The organism is Acinetobacter lwoffii (assembly GCF_024129735.1).
Classification (GTDB): domain Bacteria; phylum Pseudomonadota; class Gammaproteobacteria; order Pseudomonadales; family Moraxellaceae; genus Acinetobacter; species Acinetobacter lwoffii_H.
In genome coordinates this window covers 1-20,842 of the sequence record NZ_JAMXXK010000003.1, presented here as the reverse complement: position 1 = coordinate 20,842, position 20,842 = coordinate 1, and the positions used below count along the sequence as shown (strand labels likewise).

15 protein-coding genes and 3 tRNA genes are annotated in these 20,842 nt (G+C 43.7%); 4 read left to right on the top strand and 14 right to left on the bottom strand.

Annotated elements, in window-relative coordinates:
• Positions 1 to 49: 49 nt before the first annotated feature.
• The 6 genes from NI469_RS01615 to glyQ all read right to left on the bottom strand — a co-directional run bounded on the left by NI469_RS01615 (position 50) and on the right by glyQ (position 5,848).
• Entirely contained in the window at positions 50 to 523 is a 474-nt protein-coding gene (locus tag NI469_RS01615) for a hypothetical protein (protein WP_004729377.1), read from the bottom strand.
• Positions 524 to 751: 228 nt separating this feature from the next.
• A complete protein-coding gene (locus NI469_RS01610; RefSeq protein ID WP_005261664.1) occupies positions 752 to 1,141 on the bottom strand; it encodes a hypothetical protein in 390 nt (129 codons plus the stop codon).
• Between the two features lie 133 nt (positions 1,142 to 1,274).
• Positions 1,275 to 2,189: a hypothetical protein gene (locus tag NI469_RS01605; RefSeq protein ID WP_005261666.1), complete on the bottom strand. Its 915-nt coding sequence runs from the start codon at positions 2,187 to 2,189 to the stop codon at positions 1,275 to 1,277.
• A complete protein-coding gene (locus NI469_RS01600; RefSeq protein ID WP_253174275.1) occupies positions 2,170 to 2,697 on the bottom strand; it encodes a DUF6932 family protein in 528 nt (175 codons plus the stop codon). Before NI469_RS01600 ends, NI469_RS01605 begins: the two co-directional genes overlap by 20 nt.
• A gap of 98 nt (positions 2,698 to 2,795) precedes the next feature.
• Positions 2,796 to 4,865 carry a glycine--tRNA ligase subunit beta gene (glyS, locus tag NI469_RS01595; RefSeq protein ID WP_253174274.1) on the bottom strand — a complete coding sequence of 690 codons (2,070 nt, stop codon included), beginning with the start codon at positions 4,863 to 4,865 and terminating at the stop codon, positions 2,796 to 2,798.
• A complete protein-coding gene (gene glyQ, locus NI469_RS01590) occupies positions 4,865 to 5,848 on the bottom strand; it encodes a glycine--tRNA ligase subunit alpha (protein WP_004278542.1) in 984 nt (327 codons plus the stop codon). Before glyQ ends, glyS begins: the two co-directional genes overlap by 1 nt.
• A 312-nt stretch (positions 5,849 to 6,160) precedes the next feature.
• On the opposite strand from glyQ, the gene NI469_RS01585 reads away from it, so the two are divergent.
• The gene (locus NI469_RS01585) at positions 6,161 to 6,958 is read left to right on the top strand and encodes a transglutaminase-like domain-containing protein (protein ID WP_253174273.1); all 798 of its coding nucleotides are present in this window, start codon (positions 6,161 to 6,163) and stop codon (positions 6,956 to 6,958) included.
• Positions 6,959 to 7,211: 253 nt separating this feature from the next.
• Positions 7,212 to 8,321 (top strand): HPP family protein, encoded by a 1,110-nt coding sequence (locus NI469_RS01580; protein WP_044111804.1) that lies wholly within the window; start codon positions 7,212 to 7,214, stop codon positions 8,319 to 8,321.
• A gap of 640 nt (positions 8,322 to 8,961) precedes the next feature.
• Here the strand turns inward: NI469_RS01580 and NI469_RS01575 are convergent.
• From NI469_RS01575 to NI469_RS01565, 3 genes are all read right to left on the bottom strand, one after another.
• Positions 8,962 to 10,374: an SLC13 family permease gene (locus NI469_RS01575; RefSeq protein WP_253174272.1), complete on the bottom strand. Its 1,413-nt coding sequence runs from the start codon at positions 10,372 to 10,374 to the stop codon at positions 8,962 to 8,964.
• Between the two features lie 82 nt (positions 10,375 to 10,456).
• Positions 10,457 to 11,242 carry a sulfite exporter TauE/SafE family protein gene (locus NI469_RS01570; RefSeq protein WP_005261680.1) on the bottom strand — a complete coding sequence of 262 codons (786 nt, stop codon included), beginning with the start codon at positions 11,240 to 11,242 and terminating at the stop codon, positions 10,457 to 10,459.
• A gap of 231 nt (positions 11,243 to 11,473) precedes the next feature.
• Positions 11,474 to 11,749, bottom strand: a complete 276-nt coding sequence (locus NI469_RS01565; RefSeq protein WP_004278536.1) for a PspC domain-containing protein — start codon at positions 11,747 to 11,749, stop codon at positions 11,474 to 11,476.
• A 243-nt stretch (positions 11,750 to 11,992) separates the two neighbouring features.
• Here NI469_RS01565 and NI469_RS01560 point away from each other — a divergent pair, with 243 nt between their 5' ends.
• Positions 11,993 to 12,682: a hypothetical protein gene (locus NI469_RS01560; protein WP_005245882.1), complete on the top strand. Its 690-nt coding sequence runs from the start codon at positions 11,993 to 11,995 to the stop codon at positions 12,680 to 12,682.
• A gap of 181 nt (positions 12,683 to 12,863) precedes the next feature.
• On the opposite strand, the gene NI469_RS01555 is transcribed toward NI469_RS01560, so the two are convergent.
• The 5 genes from NI469_RS01555 to NI469_RS01535 form a co-directional block, all read right to left on the bottom strand.
• A tRNA-Lys gene (locus NI469_RS01555) sits at positions 12,864 to 12,939 on the bottom strand.
• Between the two features lie 75 nt (positions 12,940 to 13,014).
• Positions 13,015 to 13,090: transfer RNA gene (locus NI469_RS01550), tRNA-Lys, on the bottom strand.
• A gap of 20 nt (positions 13,091 to 13,110) precedes the next feature.
• Positions 13,111 to 13,186 (bottom strand) — tRNA-Lys (locus NI469_RS01545).
• Positions 13,187 to 13,381: 195 nt separating this feature from the next.
• Positions 13,382 to 15,223: a long-chain-acyl-CoA synthetase gene (locus tag NI469_RS01540; protein WP_253174271.1), complete on the bottom strand. Its 1,842-nt coding sequence runs from the start codon at positions 15,221 to 15,223 to the stop codon at positions 13,382 to 13,384.
• A 173-nt stretch (positions 15,224 to 15,396) separates the two neighbouring features.
• Complete coding sequence (locus NI469_RS01535) at positions 15,397 to 18,876, bottom strand: Rne/Rng family ribonuclease (RefSeq protein WP_253174270.1); 3,480 nt, start codon at positions 18,874 to 18,876, stop codon at positions 15,397 to 15,399.
• A gap of 766 nt (positions 18,877 to 19,642) precedes the next feature.
• Between NI469_RS01535 and NI469_RS01530 the strand changes: the two genes are divergently transcribed.
• Positions 19,643 to 20,599: an RluA family pseudouridine synthase gene (locus tag NI469_RS01530; RefSeq protein ID WP_004278531.1), complete on the top strand. Its 957-nt coding sequence runs from the start codon at positions 19,643 to 19,645 to the stop codon at positions 20,597 to 20,599.
• Positions 20,600 to 20,842: the final 243 nt, after the last annotated feature.

Genomic DNA, 20,842 nt, shown 5'->3' with positions numbered 1-20,842 from the left:
GTAATAGTTTTATTTTCTAAAAATTAAAAAAGCCCATCACGGGCTTTTTTTATAAATCGGTTACCGCATAACTGGTAGCTGATCCTGACTGGGGTTGAGTCTGTGGTGTATTTGGGTTTTGCGTCGCACTCGACTGGCTTAAAGGCTGCTGCACGATAGGTGCCTGTTGTGAATTTCCACGCCAGACTTCTTTGGTCTGCTGGATTTTCTGACCGGTTTGTTGGGCTGCCTGAGTTGCACCCTGATCTACTTTTTGCAGTGTATCAGAGGTTGCAGATTTGGTATTGCTCCAGGCCCGGTCTACCCCCGGCTTGATTTTGGCAATGCCTTTTTCCGTTGCTTCACCGACTTTCTCAGCAGTATTAATCACGCCTTCCTGTGCTTTATAAGCAAAGACATGCAGCAGGTTCGGATTTTCACCATAAGGCTTAACCGGTTTAGCAGACTGAGTCGTGGTTTGTGCGAATGCTGGAACAGAAAGCATTAAAGCTGTCGTTAAAATAATTGGGGTTTTGATATTCATTATGGATCGACCTCGAATTCGTCTAAGTGCGGTCTGAGTTTGTTTTTCAGTGTAACGGATAATGGGTCAAAAACAATGAATATCCTGTGAAGAGTGCAGAGCTTTCAGGTTGATCTGTGCCGGAATATTGTAATTTTAAAGAAGGGGCAGTAGATATCAGAAGAAGCCTTGAATTGATTTTCAGCAAAATAAAAGCCCTATTCTTAGACTAGAAACAGGGCGATTTTTTTAGTCACATTGTGTCAACGCATCTTTTGCGAAATGTTCGCGTAAGCTGACAAAGTTCTTTTGTACGCCCGCATCGTGCAGGTCAAATTTTTGTGCAGTGCTAGTACCGTCGCGCTGGAAAGTCGCTGAGCCGGCATCGATTAGAGTCATGCCTTTAAATGACCATTGTTCAATGACACGGTTATTGCCGATATCGCCGGTAAATTCAATCACGCATTTGTCGAGGAATTTGGTCAGTTTTGCCTTGTTGTTGGTCGTGGCTGGAACCACTTCGAGGTTTTGGACTTCCTGTAAGACACCAACCTGAAGCTGTGGGATTTTGGGTGCAGATGTACAAGCTGTAACTGCGATACTCGCAAGACCCGTCAAAATAAGAGCTTTAAATTTCATATGATTCTTTCTTGTTGAGTGTTGTTAGGTTGAGTATAGGGAATTGCAAAAGGGATAACCATATCTTTAATTAGATCTAGTACTAATCGTATTCATGTAGACATCTTTATAAAGATATATAGGATGAATTCGTTTAGATTATTTCAATAAAATCATAGTTTTCAATAATTTTATCAAATGTGGGGTGATGGCTGATATGTTTCATTACTCTTAATGTTACATATTGATTAATCCGTAATTTTTCTATTTCGGATAAAACAGATTTTTCCAATCTTATACGATAATTTTTTTTATTATCATCAATGATATTAATTTTTCCTGATCTATCAAGACTTTGAATTAATCCTGAAATTTCACATAGCAAAGGTTCTTGGATTTCTAATTCATTTAAAAAATTTAAAGCCTTTTCAATTTTTTGTGAACTGCCCATCCAATGGTGGTTTTTATTTAGATGAGAATTCCAATTCAGCTCGAAGTCAAGATTATTGCTTTTTAAAGCATTAAGCATTGATTTAATACTTGATATACCTTTATTCCCCATGATTGAGAAAACTTCCTGATTTTCTTCAGGATGGTCTAATGATTCAAAAAAACCAAACCATTGACTAAGAGTATTTTGCGACAGACTCCAACCAAAAAGATCTGGTTGAATTTCTAAACTAAGAATAAATTTTGTCGAACCTGAAACGATATTAGCTAAGCGAAGATCTAATTCAGATTGATTGACATAATCAGCATGCTTTTTAGGGGTACGAACTTTCGTTGAAAGAGTAATTAAGCTTTCAGCTAATCCCTTTGATAAAGCGGCATGTAAAATTAAAGGCAATGATCCATTGTGAGCTTTCTCGCCAATAAAACGAACTTCTAGAATTTCTTTTTCTCTACGAAGTTGCAGATCATAAAGTTGCTTTCTTAGGTTGGCTAAGTGGTCTTTAAAAGAGTTAAATGAAGCTACTTTGAAGCGATCATTTTCATCTAGGGTTTCACTATCCTTTTTTATAATTTCTTCAGCTAAATATATTTGTTCTTCAAGAGTAGAGATATTCATGGGAGTTAACTCGAAGTTGAATGAAACCTTTAGCTTCAGATAGTTGATTAAAACTGAAAAGACTGCGCCAGTAATGATAGCGACCTTCATCACTCATAGTATTAAAAAATAGATCACAGCCATATCGGGCGCGAATTGTATTACGATTTTCTAGATATGAAAGTAATTCATTATATTTTTTAGATGAAAGTTTATTAAGGTCTTCTTCATTTAGAAATAAAACTATATCAATGTCACTAGGATGAGGCTTTTTTGAACAAAATGATCCATCTAACCAAATGATCATTTCAACTTGATATGTTTCTAATTCTTGAATTAAGGCTCTTAGGCGGTTGCAGAGGTTAGAACGTGTTCTTTTATCCTGAAAGGGGACAAGTACAGTTTGTTCTAGTGTTTCTAGGGATATCTTATGAATACCAGGAGCTAATAGACTAGGATAAATCACCTTACCCCCAGCTATTCGGTTTGGGTCTTTCTCTATATCTTCCGTAAAATTATTATCTATCATATTGAATTGTTATCAGAAATAAAATTTTTATATCATAAGTTTAGGGTAAAATCATAAAAAAACCCGCTTTAAAGCGGGTTTTTTATTTCAATCAGAGCTTAATGTTGAAGCACTGAAATATCAGCCACTTTCGTGAACAAGTCACGAAGCTGTGCAAGCATACGTAAACGGTTTGCTTTCAGGTCAGCATCATCAGCCATCACCATGACGCCATCAAAGAATGCATCGACTGGCGCACGAAGTGCAGCAAGTGCAGACAAGGCAGCAGTGTAGTCTTTCGCAGCAAATAACGGTTCAACTTGAGGCGCAATTTTCGCAAGTTCAGCGAATAAAGCTTTTTCAGCATCTTCAACCAGGTTTGCTTCAACCACAGCACCTTCAGGTGTCGCTTCTTTCGCTAAAATATTCGCAACACGCTTGTTGGCAGCAGCAAGCGCAGCCGCTTCAGGCAATGCACGGAAGTGATTAACTGCATTTACACGCTTGTCAAAATCAAGCGGAGATTTTGGTGAAAGCGCTTGAACAGCTTGAATCACATCAACCGCAACGCCTTGGTCTTCGTATTTCGCACGGTAACGACCTTCAAGGAATGCAACAGCATCTGCCAAAGTCTTGTCGTGATCTTTCAATACATCGCCATAAGCAGCAAGTGCAAGTTTGATCAAATCTTCGATTGAAACATCAAGCTCGTTTTCAGTTACCAGACGTAAAATACCAATCGCAGAGCGACGCAGTGCAAACGGGTCTTTAGAACCTGTAGGTGCTTGACCAATACCGAAAATACCTGTGAGCGTGTCTAAACGATCCGCAAGGGCAATCGTTGTACCTGTCTTCGTTTTTGGTAAAACATCACCTGCAAATTTAGGTAAATATTGCTCACCCAAAGACTCAGCCACTTCATCATTTTCACCTTCAAGACGTGCGTAGTAAGTCCCCGCGATGCCTTGAAGTTCTGGGAATTCACCCACAAGCTCAGAAGTTAAATCGCATTTTGCAAGCAGTGCAGCTTTTTCAGCATCTTGAGGATTCGCACCGGTAATTGGCGCAAGTGCAACAGCGAGTTTTGCAATACGTTCAGACTTGTTCCAAAGCGTACCCAATTCTGCTTGGAATACCATGTTTGCCAATTTCTCTTTACGAGATGCAAGCGGTTGCTTTTGATCTTGCAAGAAGAAGAATTCAGCATCAGACAAACGTGGACGAACCACTTTCTCGTTACCTTCAATAATTTGTGTCGGGTCTTTCGACTCAATGTTTGACACAGTAATGAAGTACGGTTGAAGTTTATTGTCAGCATTTACCAAACAGAAGTACTTTTGGTTGTCCTGCATCGTGGTGATCAATGCTTCTTGAGGAACTGCAAGGAAGCGTTCTTCGAAGCTTGCACGAAGCGCAACAGGCCATTCAACCAATGCAGTCACTTCGTCACGAAGATCGCTTGGTACAATCGCAATGGCATTGACTTCATCAGCAAGCGCTTTGACTTGACCATCAATGATGGCTTGACGTTCTTCAAATGACGCCACAACGTGAGCTGCTTTTAACTTCGCTAAGTATTCGTCAGCGTGCGTTAAAGTAATTGCTTCTGGCGCGTGGAAACGATGACCGTAAGTGACGTTACCGGCTTTGTGATCTTGAATTGTTGCATCAACCACATCGTTGTCTTTTAACAACACAACCCATTTTACAGGACGCACGAATTCAGTACGGCTAGCAGCAGAACGCATACGTTTTGCGATTGGAAGATTGTCCAAAGCATTTTGTAAAATTTGTGGCAGTAAAACGTCAAGGCTTTGACCTTTTACGTCTTTTAGGTAGCAGACTTTTTCAACTTTACCTGCTTGGAAAGTTGATACTTGATCAACCGTGATGCCTTGACCACGCATAAAGCCTTCAAGTGCTTTCGTCGGGTTGCCTTCAGCATCAAAGGCTGCCTGTTTGGCAGGGCCGTCAAAACGTTTTTGTGTGTCTGCTTGTGCAGCATCAACATTGACAATTTTAAGTGCAAGACGACGAGGTGCTGCATAGGCTTCGATTGAATCAAAAACAAGACCAGCATCTTTTAAGCCTTTTACTGTTTCTGCATGTAAGGCATCACGTAATTTTTTCAGGCTTTTTGGTGGAAGTTCTTCACAACCCAATTCGAACAAAACGGTATGTTTAGACATTATTTGCTCTCCTTGTTTGCTTCTTTCGCTTCTGCTTCAACTTGCGCTTTTAATTGTGCCAACACTTCATCACGTAATGCAGGTTCAGCCATTGGGAAACCAAGTTCCGCACGTGCTGCTACATAGCTGGTCGCAATAGAACGTGCCAATGTACGTACACGTAAAATGTAACGCTGACGTTCAGTCACAGAAATCGCGCCACGCGCATCCAATAAGTTGAAGCTGTGTGATGCTTTCACGACTTGCTCATATGCAGGAAGTGGAAGTTTCGCTTCGATCAAACGTGTTGCTTCAGCTTCGTAGAAATCGAACAATTCAAACATTTTTTCAACGTTGGCATATTCGAAGTTATAGGTCGATTGTTCCACTTCATTTTGATGGAACACATCGCCATAAGTCACCGTACCGAACTGACCTTTGGTCCAAACCAAATCGTAAACTGAGTCTACACCTTGCAAGTACATGGCAAGACGCTCAAGACCATACGTGATTTCGCCAGTCACAGGGTAGCATTCAACACCACCGACTTGCTGGAAGTAAGTGAACTGCGTCACTTCCATGCCATTGAGCCAAACTTCCCAACCTAAGCCCCAAGCGCCCAGTGTTGGAGATTCCCAGTTATCTTCTACGAAACGAATGTCGTGTACCAGTGGGTCAATACCGATCGCTTTTAATGAATCAAGATAAAGCTGCTGGATGTTATCCGGGTTTGGCTTAAGCACCACCTGGAATTGGTAATAATGTTGCAAACGGTTCGGGTTTTCACCATAACGGCCATCTTTCGGACGGCGTGACGGTTGAACATAAGCGGCATTCCAGGTTTCAGGACCCAGTGCACGAAGGAAAGTCGCAGTGTGGAATGTCCCTGCACCCATTTCCATATCATAAGGTTGCAAAATGACGCAGCCTTGCTCCGCCCAGTAAGTTTGTAAGGCAAGAATTAAGCCTTGGAAGGTATCAATATGCGATATGGCGCGACTCATGGTCATCCACTTAAAATTAGAGAAAAATTGTGCTCAATTATAAGGACTTTGCAGGGGAGTGGCAAAGGGTTAATGTAGGGATACTTTTCTGAAAAAAATAAAACAAGCTTAAAGGATACGCGACATTTAGAGGCTTACTGCGATTTTAGCTTTGCTGGTCGATACAGGCTGATCTGAAAATCAGGAATAAATCAGATGTATGGCATGCTGTTAACCGGAGAGTCATAAAGTTCAACGGATCTCATACGATTGCGACTCTAAAATTGGTTTAATATTCACGCAATATAATAATGCTTAAAAATAAGGAACTTCATGACCACTTACAAAATTCAATGCTATTTAAAATACAAGGTCGTGCAACCGACAGAATTTATTTTTATGCTTCAGGTAGCACATCATTCCGATCAGAATATTCTCGAAGAAAAACTCAGCTTTAATCTGCCCGTAGCATGGCATGAATTTCAGGATGCTCAGCATCAAAACCGTCATGTTCGGCTACAGGTTGAACCCTGTGACGCTTTTGAGCTGAATTATGCGGCGACAGTGGTTCGTCAACCGAGTCTCTCTCTTGAGCTTCAGCAAGGTCTGAAAGAAGTAGCCATTCCTGAGCTGCCCGATGAAGTCTTGCCTTATTTGCTGGCCAGCCGTTATTGCAATTCAGATTTATTACTGGAAATGGCGAAACGCTCATTTGGCTGGATGACACCGGGCTATACGCGGGTCAAGGCGATTGAACAGTGGATTTATAACAATATTTTTTATGTGTCTGGTAGTTCCGACCAATTTACCACTGCCACAGATGTACTGGTGCATCGTGCAGGCGTATGTCGTGACTTTGCCCATTTAGGCATTGCCCTATGCCGTGCCTTGGGAATTCCGGCACGCATGGTGGTCGGTTATGTGGAAATTGAAAAGTTTTTACCCGATTTTCATGCCATTTTTGAAGCCTATTTAGACGGTGGCTGGGTGCAGTTTGATCCGACCCGTTTGGCTCCAGTCGAAAATCTCATTCGGATCGGCACTGGAATCGATGCCGGAGATGTGGCATTTTCAACCTATTATGGTGAGGTCGAGCTGTTAAAAATCCAGCCATTGATTCAACCTGAATGAATGATAGGCCGTAATAAAAGTGATCTAAGAGATATCTAAGTGAAATGGCTTAAAAGGATTTTTTCCATTCCAGAGGTGGGCGGAGATAGCGCAGCCCTTATAAAAAAATCTGGTTGAGTATTTTAAGCTAAGCGAAATATTGTTTTAAAAAGCCTGCGTTCGCGAATGATGAAAAGATGTAAAACACAGATGCCTTTCATCTGGCTTGGTTCTATAATGCCCAAAATCTATAAACAATAAGATCAGGCGCACTGTGTTTCACTCCCATCTCGACTGGCTCAATACCTTAAAACCGAATTTCAAAGTCCTGCCACTTAAAGACCGTCTGCTCTGCGGAGCTGGAGCACTATTGGGTTTGGTCGTCTCGTCCTTGTTGAGTTTATGGATTCTGGGGGATTTTGAAGCCTGGTATATTGCCCCGATGGGTGCATCTTCGGTATTGCTGTTTGCTGTGCCGGCCAGCCCTCTGGCGCAGCCCTGGAATATTCTGGTCGGCAACACCATTGCTGCCGTGATTGGCGTGAGCTGTGCCTTGTTAATTGCCAGTCCAACTGAGGCTTTTAGTGTAGCCGTGGCTTTGGCAATTGTCCTGATGATGACCACAGATTCCCTGCATCCACCGAGTGGCGCCGTGGCCATTACCGCAGTGCTGGGCGGCCAGCCGGTGCATGAACTCGGTTATGCCTTTGTATTTTATCCGGTACTACTCAATTCAATTTTACTGATGGTAATTGCCATTGTCTTTAACCGGATGATTGGCAAGGATTATCCGCAGCAAGCTCAACTAAATACTCGTTCCAAGGATCCGACGCCGACCCAGAAAGTCACCATTCAACCGCAGGATATTCAGGAAGTGCTGGATCAGCGCACCGAGTTGCTGGATATCAGTGAATATGACCTGCAAAAAATCATTCTGGAGGCACAAAACCGCGCCAATGCGCGTGCGGTACATGAATTTAGCTGCCAGGATATTATGACGAAGGATGTAGCAACCCTGCATGAAAATGATGATATCCAGCACGCATTGGACAAGTTCAAGCAAATGAACCTGATGAGCCTGCCCGTCGTTAATGCCGATGAACAACTGGTCGGTACACTGGCAATGTATCAGGTGGTGGAATGGTTCAAGCGCGCGGCTGATGTCCGTAGCAGCTGGGAGCATCAGGTCAAACATATCATGACCCGTAAGGTAATTACGGTGCAGCCTTTACAACCCATTCAAGATCTGGTGCCGTATTTTGTCGAGCGTTCGTTCAACTATATTCCGGTGGTGAGCGAGCAGCAATTGGTGGGAATTATCAGTCGGGCAGATATGATTGCCGCACTGAATCAGGAGCTGAATCATTTTAAAATGAAAGTTTAAAACCGAATTAAAACGGAATTTAACAGAGCATGTGTGATCAACTCTGGCCAGCTTGCCGGCTGAGAAAACTGTAAAATAGTGCCATCGGCAGGGAAAAACACAGCAGAAACAAAAAATGGGAACTAAAATTTTCACTTGAAGGATGCGAGATATAGGCCAGAATCAGGGTTCCCAGTACGCAGCTCATTAAAATCGTCATAATATTAAATAGCTGATAATAGCGTAGCAGCAGGTGAGTCACTCATAGAAAAGGAAAGACCATCACCCAGTAAGTCAGGCAGACAAAAAAACTAATAAAAAGCGCTGAAAACAGGCTCTTGAAAATGGAGAAAATCCCAGAGCTGGCTTCATGAAATAGCGCATAAGGGAATAAAATTACAGCTATGATCAGAGGTGCAAGCGCGAGGTTAAATGTCATTTTCCAAGGGGAATTCTGGATCGGTTGAGAGATTAAGTGAAATATCCTGTCCACTATCTATCTGCTACTTTTTGATGTTTTTAATATAAAGACTTTATCTTTATCATTGTTAAAAGCATATTATTTTTCGATGAGAGAAAGATTCAACATATAGGCGATTGATACGACAAAGCACACCGGAGTGTGCTTTGTAGAGGGTGTGATGTTTAAGAGCTGTAATGATTAAATAAAGAACCAGTAAATAAACAGTGAAATAATAAAGATACACATGATATTCAGCACAAAACCAACTTTCATCATTTCGCTTTGCTGGATATGACCGGTTCCAAAAACAATCGCATTTGGTGGGGTGGCTACCGGCAGCATAAAGGCACATGAAGCACCAATACCAATGACGATCACCAGAATTTCTTTGGGCATTCCCATCTGATCCGCAATTGCGGCAAATACTGGTACTAGCAGGGCAGCCGAAGCGGTATTACTGGTAAATTCAGTCAGGAAGATAATAAAAGTAGCGACTACGAAAATAATCATCAGCGGGGAGGCATCACCAAAGGCATTGGCCAGAGTTTGACCCAGTACCAGCGAACTGCCTGAATCCTTCAGAATGGCACTCAAGGTCAGACCACCACCAAATAGGTACAAGACCCCCCAGTCGGTATTTTCTGCAATCTGTTTCCAGCTTGCGGTACCCAGAATCACCACCATACAGGCAGCCAAAATTGCAATCCAGGTATCCGGCTGGGAAATACCAAAAATTTCGGTGAATTTTTTACTGAAAATCCAGGCAATTGCAGTACAGAGAAAGAGGATCATGGTGGCTATACGGGTGCCGGTCCAGGGAATGTCTTCGGTCACAAATTGTACTTTATGATTTAGTTTTGGACGTAGTACCAGATATAAACTGACCAGCATGGCGGGAAGAATAATGAACATCATCGGCAAGCCGATTTTCATCCAGTCGGCAAAATCATAGCCAAGTGCCTTGGCGGCAATGGCATTCGGAGGTGAACCGACCATGGTGCCCAGTCCGCCAATACTGGCCGAATAGGCAATGCCGAGCAGGATAAAGACAAAAGTTTTACGATCCTTGCTGACATCCAGATGTGAAAGCAAGCCTAAGGCCAAAGGCAGCATCATGGCAGCAGTCGCCGTATTGGAAATCCACATGGACAGCAGCGCCGTCACCACAAAAATCGCCAGTACAGAAATGCCCAGATGCCCTCTGGACATGGAGATGATCCACATGGCAATTTTCCGGTCCAGTTTCTGGATATGCAACGCCGTTGCCAGCGCAAAACCACCAAAAAACAGGAAAATGACAGGATCGGCAAAAGTGGCCAAAGCGGCTTGTGTGGTAATCGGAACCAGTTCCTCACCAGAGGCCATTGGCATGGCCAGCAATACCGCCATCACGGGGATGAGTAAAGCTGTAATCGTGATATGAATGGCTTCAGTCAGCCATAAGATACCGATAAAGGCTAAAAGGGCCAGTCCTTTATTGGCATTCTGGTCATAGGGCAGGTAAAGATATAAGCCATAGGCTACAATGGCTGCGACAAAAATAAGAATCCAGCCTTTAAGCAGCCCTTTGGGCATGGCATTGGTCGGGGTAGCTAGGTTGGTCTGAGTCATATGCTCTCCTTGCAAGGTGTTTATTTACATCATTTTTTATATTAGCTTTAAATTTGTAATTTTGTTTTGCTTAAAAAATATCCTATTTAAAGATACTATAACCAGATTGTTGCAATAATCCAGTACTTTGCCAGAAGGCATACAGGCCCAAGCCGAAAAGTAAAGCCAAGACAATCCATTTGAAGTGTTGCTGAGATAAACGATGGCGTATTTTGCCTCCAATCCAGACACCAGCAAGGGCGAATAAGCTTATCCCGATCAGAATATGCTGTTGATGGGTTTCCAGTGTGATCAGAATTGGAAACAGTAAAACCAGCTGGATCAGTTTACCGGCAATGAAATTGAGATTACTGATAATGACAATATCTGTTTTAGAGAGTTGGCAACTCATCAGATACATCATCAGAAAAGGTGCCATGGCATTGGTTGCACCTCCAATAATGCCGGCCAGTAAACCAAAACAGAGCATGCTGGAAATATGCGGACTAACTTGTAAGGGGCGTGCCCGTAACTGGTCCAAGACATAAAATATAATTACCAGACCCAATAACAGTTTTAAATAAGCCTCATTTAGCCAAAGTAATAGCTTGACCCCGAGTACACTGCCGACCAGGCTACTAAGCATTAATGGCCAATAACGTTTTATATAATAGCCAATACTATTCAACAGGCTATGCGCAGGGTCAGCATTCAGCATGATCAGATTCAGCAGCAGACAGGGCAGAATGACAAGGGTAACCGCGATGCTAAGCGGATATGCGCTGGACAGAACAGCCGTACTCATCATAGGAAAGCCAAAGCCGCTTAAACCATGCAGCAGGGCTGCGACGGCACAGAGCCACAGCATCATCCATTCTGCCTGAGTCATGTGAAATCCATTTCAAAAATTGGAATCTTGAACTTATCGTGAATTCAACTGAGAAAGAAAGTGAAAAGCTGTAATACAGCAAAGAAATAACAAAAAATATAGGCAAAAAAAAGCCACGATAACTTGGGGAAATTACCGTGGCATCAAAATTTCATCCCATTTAACCGGGGTGAAAGAGGAAGCTCTGCGATGAAACTGGTTAAGAACGCTTGTTAAAAATGACTGTACAGCTTAATAGCGTTTATCCTGATTCACTGTACGCACAGGATTTTGATAGCCCTGAGGTTGATGAACGCTGTCATGATCAATTCTGTACTGTTTTTTCGGCATGATTAACCACAACACCAGATAGACCAAAATACCCGGGAATGCGGCACTCATGATTGAAATCACCACAAAAATCAGACGTAATAAATTTGCGTTCCAACCAAAACGTTCAGCAATACCACCCATTACACCTGCAATCATGTTTGAGCGGTTTGAGCGATATAAACCAACATTGGCCATTAAAATCTCCTGATTAAAAATAAGTTTGAATCCTAAAATGGATCCATACTTAAAGAAATGGAGTTTACTTAAACTTTTTAAAGTGCTGATTACAAATAAAATCGTTAAGTAATGTTAATAAAGATTAAAACCAGATCTAAGAGCTACTAACATAGTGAAAATTCTATTGAACTCTTGTGTAAAGTTCATCAGCTTTGCTGGGTGCTTTTTGCTCGCCATGTTTCCTATTTAGGTTTGTTAAAAATGAAATTGGATGTATCACGTTGTACATTAAGCAGTTTTTTTAAATGTAGCCTGGTGTTGGGGAGTATGGTGATTTTGCAGGCTTGTGATCAGCAGCAAGTCAAACCTGAACAGGAAGGTCAGGCGACCTCAGAAGAGGGCGTTAAAATTTCCGCTGCCAATACGAAGGCCGATGTGGTGACTGTCAGCGCCAAATCCTTAACTCAGGTCGCAGGGCAGGCGACTCTTCCGGTAGAAGCAGATTTAAACCCGGCAACTGTACCAGAGGATGCCAAGGTGTTTATAGGTCGCTATCATACTGAAATCGACTGTGATGGCCGCTTTGCGCCTTGTACTGAAGGTAAGGCAGAATTTATTTTGACTCTAATGCCGGACGGTACGGTGCATCGCAGTATTTTACAGTATGGCAAAGTATTTATTGATAATACCAAAAGCAGCACGGCTCATAATATTACCTACCGTAAAGACCGCTGGTTTATCAATCCGGAGCGTACCGATATAGTAGTGAATCGTAAAGAAGGGGCGAGCTTTTACTATAAGATTAAAGATTCAAATCACTTAGTCATGAATCTGGAAAAAATCTATAGTGAAAAAGAAAAAACCAACCGGGAATTATTTGATCGCGGCTATCCGGCACCTTCGAAAGCCTATGAACTGGTCAAAGACACGTCCTTTCATATTCAAGAATAATACCCGATAAAAATCGGCTGATCTGGTAGAAAGCTTAATTCAAATACGATTTAGATTAGACAATAAAGGCGAGTTGTGGGAGCGCGTAAGCATAAAATCTGGGCGCAGAAATACACGACCAAAACATCGCAATTTAATTAAAATATAATAAGGGAATCAGGGAGACATTCTAAGGAAAGAATGGTGGGTCGTCCGCGATTCGAACGCGGGACCAACGGATTAAAAGTCCGCTGCTCTACCAGCTGAGCTAACGACCCTGAGGAATAAAAATGATGATGACCATTTTTATGACGCAAGAGTGTGGTGTACTTTTACGTGATCCTTTCGGAAGATGGTGGGTCGTCCGCGATTCGAACGCGGGACCAACGGATTAAAAGTCCGCTGCTCTACCAGCTGAGCTAACGACCCATCAAGGGATATCAAATAAGTGGTGGGTCGTCCGCGATTCGAACGCGGGACCAACGGATTAAAAGTCCGCTGCTCTACCAGCTGAGCTAACGACCCTGAACCATCATTCAAACCAGGTTTGAATGTGCAGTGCAAGTCAAGCTAAATAGCTTAAAGCACCACTTTGTTTGATGGAGCGTATTGTAGCAAGATCTCATTTCAGCGCAAGCAAAAAATAACAAAGTTGCCCATGTTTGATTATAAATACAACAATTATGCTTTATCTAAACAAAAAATAGGCAACTTCAGTACTTAGAAGCGATATTGATAGGCCTGAATATTGGCAAAAATCTCTGCGGTGAGCTCCGAATATGCCGTTGCACCTGGCAATAACACCAGCAGGCGTTCATCGGTTTTACTCGGATCAAATGCTTGCTCTTTCAATTTATTTTTCTGGTATTTAAAGGTACCTGTAGTTTCAATCTGCTGTTGTATACGTAAAAATACCGGTACCGCATAAGCCGGCAAGCATTTTTTTAAGCAAGCGGCCATGGCTGCTAAATCTGCATCATCCAATTTTACATCGGGTTGCAGGGTAATCGCGGCCATACCGGCACGACCATTGGTATTGGGAATTTCTACGCCATACACCACCGCTTCAACGATTTTGTCATACTCGGTCAGCATGTTTTCCACTTCAGTTGTAGAAACATTTTCCCCTTTCCAGCGGAAAGTATCGCCTAAACGATCAACAAACTGCGCATGACGGAAGCCGATATTGCGCACCAGATCTCCGCTATTGAAGTAAGCATCACCTTGGGTAAATACATCCTGCATGATGACTGACTTGTTTTTTTCCGGATCGGTATAGCCATCAAAGGGTGAACGGCGGGTAATTTTACCAATTAATAAACCAGTTTCGCCTTTTTTCAGCCGTTTGCAATGGCCTTTAGCGTCCCGTACCGGCTCATTTTTATCTTTATCAAAGGCAATAATCGCATACGGTGTGGGTGAGAAACCGACGGTATTGTCAAAATTGAAAATATTGCTAAAACCGACATTGCCTTCACTAGAGGCATACAGTTCCAGCACTTCCTGAATGCCAAAACGGGATTTAAATTTATCCCAGATATTTGGGCGCATGCCATTCCCAATCATCTTAGTCACGCGGTGACCTTTTTCCAGTTCAGATGGGGGAGCATCCATCAGATAGCGGCACAACTCACCGACATAACCAATCGCAGAGGCATCAAATTTTTGCACATCCTTCCAGAAAGAGGAGGTCGAAAATTTACGCCGAATCGCCAGGGTGCTGCTACCTGCAATGACACCGCACCAGCACACCACCATGCCTGTGGCATGATAAAGCGGCAGGGTACAGTACATCACATCATCTTGATTGAGGTTTAGCACATGCCCATAGGTGCCATAAGCGAGCGTCCAGCGGCCATTGGTAAAAATCACCGCTTTAGGTAGACCTGTGGTGCCCGAGGTGTAAATATAGAACAGTCCGTCTTTGCCTTGCACCGAATGGGTGGTTGATGGATTGAATTTAGGAGAAAGATCGGTTTTTTCAGCCAGGTTGATAAAGCCTTCAGGTGCCTGACCCGGATCGGCTTGAGTATTCTGATCTGCAAACCAGTGCAAGCGGTCACTGCTAATATTCAGGTCATTACGAATCTCGTTAACTGCATGACGACACTCTTCACCTACAATCAGGGCAATCGGTTTGACCAGATTGATACTATGGGTCAGTACCTTGCCGACTTGAGAGGTATTGACCAGAGCCGTGGTCACCCCCAGTTTGGCCAGACCAATTACACTGGCAATCAGTTCAGGACGATTCTCGACCATGACAGCAACGACATCACCTTTCTTGGCTCCCAAGGATAGATAGAAATGGGCAATCTGGTTGGCCCAGGCATTGAGAGCGGCATAGCTATAGCTTTGCTCTTCAAAACGTAAGGCAATACCTTCCGGGTTACGCTTGGTCGCTTTTTCAAAAGCCAGACCCAGGCCGGCCGGTGTGTTCGGAGTACGTAAATATGCCTGTCTTAGACCAGTGAGCAAATTGGGTACTTTGGTCAAAAAAGCCGGGATTTTGGCAGCGACATCTGCAATCCCAATCAGATCGTGTGGTTTCATTTGGGTCATGAGAATCCTATTTATTTTTCGTATCCGATACGTTCAATTTATATACAGTAGACGAGCTAGCCATCTTTTAGCGTTAAAACACTAGTGCAATCAACCTATTCTGACTAAATCTAGCAAAAAAAACCTAGTCACCGAAATGACTAGGTTTTTTTAGATGACTGCAATTGAGCAAATTATGATTCAGTTGCAGTATTGGCTTTTTTCGGTGGACGACCACGTGGACGACGTGGACGAGCAGCCTGTTTCTCTGCTTTTTCAGCTTCGCTGGCTTCAGTGTCTTCTGTTGTTACTTCGGCCTGATCCTGGGCTTCTGTAACAGGAGCTTCTGATTCAGCATTTGCTTCAACTGGCGCAGCATCTTCAGGTTGAGCTTCAGTGACTGGAGCCTCTTCTGCAGGAGCTGTATCTAATGGTGCCGTCGTTTCAGTTGCTTGTTCAGCTGGCTGAGCATTTGCGGTTTCTTCAATAGCTACTTCAGTGGCTACTGGAGTTTCAGTTGCTGCTGCTTCAACTGACTCTGCTTGCGCTTCTGCTGCTACAGGTGCTTCTGGCGTAGTTTCAACTGCCGGAGCTGTTTCTACTTTAGCCTGTTGCTTGGCTTGTTGCAGGGCCTGTTCTGCAGCCTGTTTAGCCAGACGGCGACGCTCACGTGGATCATTTGCGACACGTTTGTCCGACACCGGTTTTGGTGGAGTCAGGTCCAGAACTGGAGCAGGCTCTGCTTCAACCTTGGCTACGGTCACTTGAACATCACGGGTGACCGGTTTTTTCTCTGTGGCAGGCGTTGCTGCAGCCACCAGACTCGCGTTGTACTCTTTTGTGAACTTCTCTAGAGCACGGTTGAAGGTTGGCAATAAACCAAACTGTTCAATCAGTACGGAGCAGTCTTCACCATAAACATGGCGAATCAGGCTACCAATGGTGAACTGACCCAACGTTGGTACTTGTGAAGGAGTCAACTTCTGAACTGTAGCCTGTTGAGGCTGTCCTTCACGCTGCTGACGACGACGCTGACGCGGATCGTTGCTGGCACGTGGTTTTTCAGCGCTTGATTCTTCAGCTGGCACAACCTCTTCAACAGGAGCTGTCAGTGCAGCTTCCACTACATTTTCAGCAGCGGCTTCTTCAACTGGCGCATCTGCCGGTGCAGTAACTTCAACCGCTGGCGTTACAACTGCAGCATTGTCATTCAATGCCACGATTTCGCTTTTCGCCTGGTCAATATTCACCACCATAGCAGTCGGCATCACGTCTTGACGTGGCGCATCGACCAATTCAACACGAAGCTGCTTGTCATTGACTGCTGGAACTTCAACGACTGCAGGTGCTGCTTGTTGAGCCTGCTCATTCAGCACGCTTGGATCGCGGTGGCGATTTGGACGTTCCTGACGTGGCTGGTTGCGGCGGTCACGACGTGGCATTACCTGTTGAGGCTGTTGTTCATTGTTTTGAACATCATTTTGCTGAGATGGCTCATTGTGATGCTGACGGCGAGAATTACGCTTGTTTTCACGTGCTTCATGACGTTGCTCTTGACGAGATACCTGAACCACTTCTTCATGCACCTGATGTTGCTGAGGAGCGGAAGCTTCAGACTGAACCTGCTCACGCGGTTCTTTGTGCTTCGGATTGCGTGGTTTTTTATTGTTATGACGCGGCGCTCTTTCATCACGCTCTGCCGGTTTTTCAGCATCACGTTCCTGTTTTTGCGCTACAGTCGATGGTGCAAGATAGGCATTGCTGCTTGCCGGAGCAGCAGGTTGAGACACTTGCTGTGGCGCAGGTTGTGCCACTGGTGCAGACAATTGACCGAACTGACCACGGCTCACCGCACCGCCATTGATCATTTGTTCAATTGCTGCAGCTGCATTGTTGGCAGTACGCGATTGATCAACAGTCGCAGCCTGTTTTTGAACAAACAGGTTTTCTAACCATGCGCATGGGCTAGATGCAGGAGCAGCAACTTGTGCTTGGGCTGGAGCTTGTTGCGCAACAGGTACTTGCTGTGCATTTTGGTTTTGCTGGTTACGGCGTTTATTGTTTCTGCCGTTGTTTTGCTGTTGAGCAGGCGCTGGTGCAGCAGCATGCGTATGTTGTTCTTCTTCTAAATGCCATTCAGATGACTCATAGCCCAACTCTTTTTCACTTGAACGAGTTGCTTCAGTACGTTCATAGCTGGTTGGTGCAAAGCCTTCGGCATTATAAGTGATTTCATAATGCGGTGTTTCCAGATGCGGATGCGGCAGCACAGTGACACGTACATTTGAAGTCTGTTCTAAATAGACCAAGGTGTGACGTTTTTCATTCAATAAGAAGGCAGCAATTTCGACTGGAACTTCGACTTGAACTTCACCATGACGTTCACGTAACGCGATCTCTTCCACTTTACGCATAATCGAAAGTGATAAAGAACGAAGATCACGAACCATGCCGGTACCATGGCAGCGTGGGCAAACGTAGCCAGTCGCTTCTTCAAGAGAAGGACGCAGACGTTGACGGCTCATTTCCATCAAACCAAAACGTGACAATTGACCGAACTGGATACGGGCACGGTCACTTTGCGTCGCTTCACGCAGCTTCGCTTCCACCATACGCTGGTTGCGGTCTTTAGTCATGTCGATGAAGTCGATCACCACCAGACCACCGATATCACGTAAACGTAATTGACGCGCGATTTCTTCTGCCGCTTCAATATTGGTATTTAACGCGGTGTCTTCAACGTCGCTACCGCGAGTCGATTTTGCCGAGTTAATGTCAATTGACACTAAAGCTTCAGTTTGATCGATTACGATCGAACCGCCCGAAGGAAGTTTTACTTCACGTTCATAAGCAGTTTGAATTTGACTTTCAATCGCGAAATGCGCAAATAAAGGTTCATTTAAGGTATAAGTTTTCAGTTTTTCTAACTGACGTGGCATTACCGCTTTTACGAAGTTATAAGCTTCGTTATAAGCTTGTTCTGAGTCAATCAGGATTTCAGCAACATCATCACGCAGGTAGTCACGAATGGCACGTGTCACTACGCCCGCTTCCTGATGTACCAACATTGGCGATGGACCTGAACTTGCAGTGCTCTGGATTTGTGCCCAAAGGTCTAACAAGTGCTGTAAGTCGAGTTGCAATTCTTCTTGTGAACGACCGATCCCGGCAGTACGCACAATCACACTCATACCACGTGGCACGTTCAGTGTTGCCAGCATTTCTTTCAGTTCTTCACGCACTGAACCAGAAATCTGACGGCTGATACCACCACCTTTAGGGTTGTTTGGCATCAAGACCAAATAACGGCCAGCAAGTGAGATAAAAGTAGACAGGGCAGCGCCTTTATTGCCACGCTCTTCTTTTTCCACCTGAACCAGAAGCTCGGTGCCTTCAGTGATCAGTTCACGGATATTCGAAGTTTGGCGAGGGTCGGCTTTGTAATATGAATTCGCGATTTCACGCATTGACAGGAAGCCTTGGCGACCTGCACCGTATTCAACGAATACAGCTTCTAAAGAAGGTTCAACGCGAGTCACGTGACCTTTGTAGATATTGGATTTTTTTTGTTCACGGGTACGATTTTCTAAATCAAAATCGTAAAGACGCTGACCAGTGACAAGTGCAACGCGAATTTCTTCGGCATGTGTTGCATTAATCAACATACGTTTCATGGGTGTAACACCTTATAGTGATACACAGCAAAAAATCGCTATACACGTAGCGAACATCACACATCACGGATCAATGGCTCAAATCTGCAATGAATTTCATTGTGGTTTGAGTCTTTTATGACCGAGCTCTATTTAATATAGATGGGCTTCGGTTTTTGATTCACGTATTGATGATGGCAATACGGCTTCAATCTTTAAACGGATTAAAGTCACCTGAACGCTTCACTGGCGGACGAGCGGTGCATTGGATGTGTGTAACTTTCACTGTCACATTGCTCGAAGATCATCCCTTCTTTATAGAAAGTGTCTTGATACGGAATTGTCGTCGTATCTTTACAAACTGTGCAGATCCAATGCATCAACGCTGTAGCCTGAAGTCGTCTTCAGGTTGCGACTAATCTGATGTGTATCAGTTTACGTTTAAAAACCAACAAAGTTGGCGACATATTTTTTAAGACAAACTGATTTATGTACCTGAGGTACAATTAAACGCAACAGTTTGCTTTGTTTGCCGATATAATAAGCCTTCGGCGTGGCATAATTCTTTGGGGACCTTCCCGTATCATGTGAGTCTTTAATTGAACAATCAAGTTCAGAAAAATCTGAAATGATTCAACTTTTACTCACAAACGATGGTTTCCGTGCGCTGACTATATCAAACCTTGCATCATCTGCCTATGGGCTAAGCTTATGTTTCTTGTGTAAAGCATAACCTAAGTGATCAGTTTTTAATCAATTTTAGTATTTTTTGGGTCATAGTAACTGTATGAATTCTACGCAACAATGGCAAAACGTCACTTGGTTTGAAGTGGATGAACATCAAGATGGACAACGCATCGATAATTTCCTGTTTAGTCGTCTGAAAGGTGTGCCAAAAAGCCGTATCTATCGTCTGATTCGTGAAGGCCAGGTTCGCGTTAATAAAAAACGCATTAAAGCAGAAACCAAACTCGCAATCGGTGACCAGATTCGCGTTGCGCCGATTCGCTATGAACAAAAAGATGAATCTGCTGCACCGGTTTCTGACAAAGTGGCACAAGGCTTATTGGCCCGTGTGATTTATGAAGATGAAGGTTTGATGGTCGTGAATAAACCTTCCGGGATTGCTGTGCATGGTGGTAGCGGTGTGGCCTATGGCCTGATTGAGGGCTTGCGTGCCGCAACCGGTAAAAAGTATCTGGAACTGATTCACCGGATTGACCGTGATACTTCCGGTCTGGTGATGATTTCCAAAAAGCGTAGCGTGTTGAAAACATTACAAGATATGTTGCGTGAACATAAAATCAAAAAAACCTATGCCGCTGTAGTAAAAGGGCAGGTCAGTCTGGATAAACAGCTGATTGATGCACCTTTACATCGTTACGAGCTGGCCAATGGTGAACGTCGTGTCTGCGTGTCCCCGAAAGAAGGTAAAGAGTCTAAAACCCAGTGGAATGTGCAGGAACGTTTTATGCATGCCACACTGGTGTATGCATCTCCGCTTTCTGGTCGTACCCATCAGATTCGTGTTCATGGTTTGAGTATTGGTCATCCGCTAGTAGGCGATGAAAAGTATGGTCATGAAACAGAATATCGTGGGCCAAAACCACGCCGTTTGTGTTTACATGCAATGCGTCTGGACATTCCGGGCTATCCAGCAATTGAAGCACCATTGCCAGAAGATATGCAGAGTCTGGTGGCGCAGTTAAGAGCGCAGAAAGCGGATAAACCGGCTGCCCAATAAGGACTTATTTTTTCTTTTAATAAATTTAATCCACCCTCACCCTCCTTTGAAAAAGGAGGGAATTCCCCACTGCTGTCCCATAGTTTGCTTTAAATAAAAAAACCTGAGTCCTAACAGTTAAAATATGAGTGCAAACAAACACTTTAACGACCAGGATTCAGGTTTTGTCACATCAGAATACCGTATTTCATGAGCTAATTAAACCTGTTGTGCGACAGGATTTTGAACAACTTGCTAAAGTAC

Excerpts from the sequence above, each read along its gene's own strand:
- NI469_RS01615 (WP_004729377.1), bottom strand. The coding sequence starts at position 523 with ATGAATATCAAAACCCCAATTATTTTAACGACAGCTTTAATGCTTTCT.
- NI469_RS01610 (WP_005261664.1), bottom strand. The coding sequence starts at position 1,141 with ATGAAATTTAAAGCTCTTATTTTGACGGGTCTTGCGAGTATCGCAGTT.
- NI469_RS01605 (WP_005261666.1), bottom strand. The coding sequence starts at position 2,189 with ATGAATATCTCTACTCTTGAAGAACAAATATATTTAGCTGAAGAAATT.
- NI469_RS01600 (WP_253174275.1), bottom strand. The coding sequence starts at position 2,697 with ATGATAGATAATAATTTTACGGAAGATATAGAGAAAGACCCAAACCGA.
- glyS (WP_253174274.1), bottom strand. The coding sequence starts at position 4,865 with ATGTCTAAACATACCGTTTTGTTCGAATTGGGTTGTGAAGAACTTCCA.
- glyQ (WP_004278542.1), bottom strand. The coding sequence starts at position 5,848 with ATGAGTCGCGCCATATCGCATATTGATACCTTCCAAGGCTTAATTCTT.
- NI469_RS01585 (WP_253174273.1), top strand. The coding sequence starts at position 6,161 with ATGACCACTTACAAAATTCAATGCTATTTAAAATACAAGGTCGTGCAA.
- NI469_RS01575 (WP_253174272.1), bottom strand. The coding sequence starts at position 10,374 with ATGACTCAGACCAACCTAGCTACCCCGACCAATGCCATGCCCAAAGGG.
- NI469_RS01570 (WP_005261680.1), bottom strand. The coding sequence starts at position 11,242 with ATGACTCAGGCAGAATGGATGATGCTGTGGCTCTGTGCCGTCGCAGCC.
- NI469_RS01565 (WP_004278536.1), bottom strand. The coding sequence starts at position 11,749 with ATGGCCAATGTTGGTTTATATCGCTCAAACCGCTCAAACATGATTGCA.
- NI469_RS01560 (WP_005245882.1), top strand. The coding sequence starts at position 11,993 with ATGAAATTGGATGTATCACGTTGTACATTAAGCAGTTTTTTTAAATGT.
- NI469_RS01540 (WP_253174271.1), bottom strand. The coding sequence starts at position 15,223 with ATGACCCAAATGAAACCACACGATCTGATTGGGATTGCAGATGTCGCT.
- NI469_RS01535 (WP_253174270.1), bottom strand. The coding sequence starts at position 18,876 with ATGAAACGTATGTTGATTAATGCAACACATGCCGAAGAAATTCGCGTT.
- NI469_RS01530 (WP_004278531.1), top strand. The coding sequence starts at position 19,643 with ATGAATTCTACGCAACAATGGCAAAACGTCACTTGGTTTGAAGTGGAT.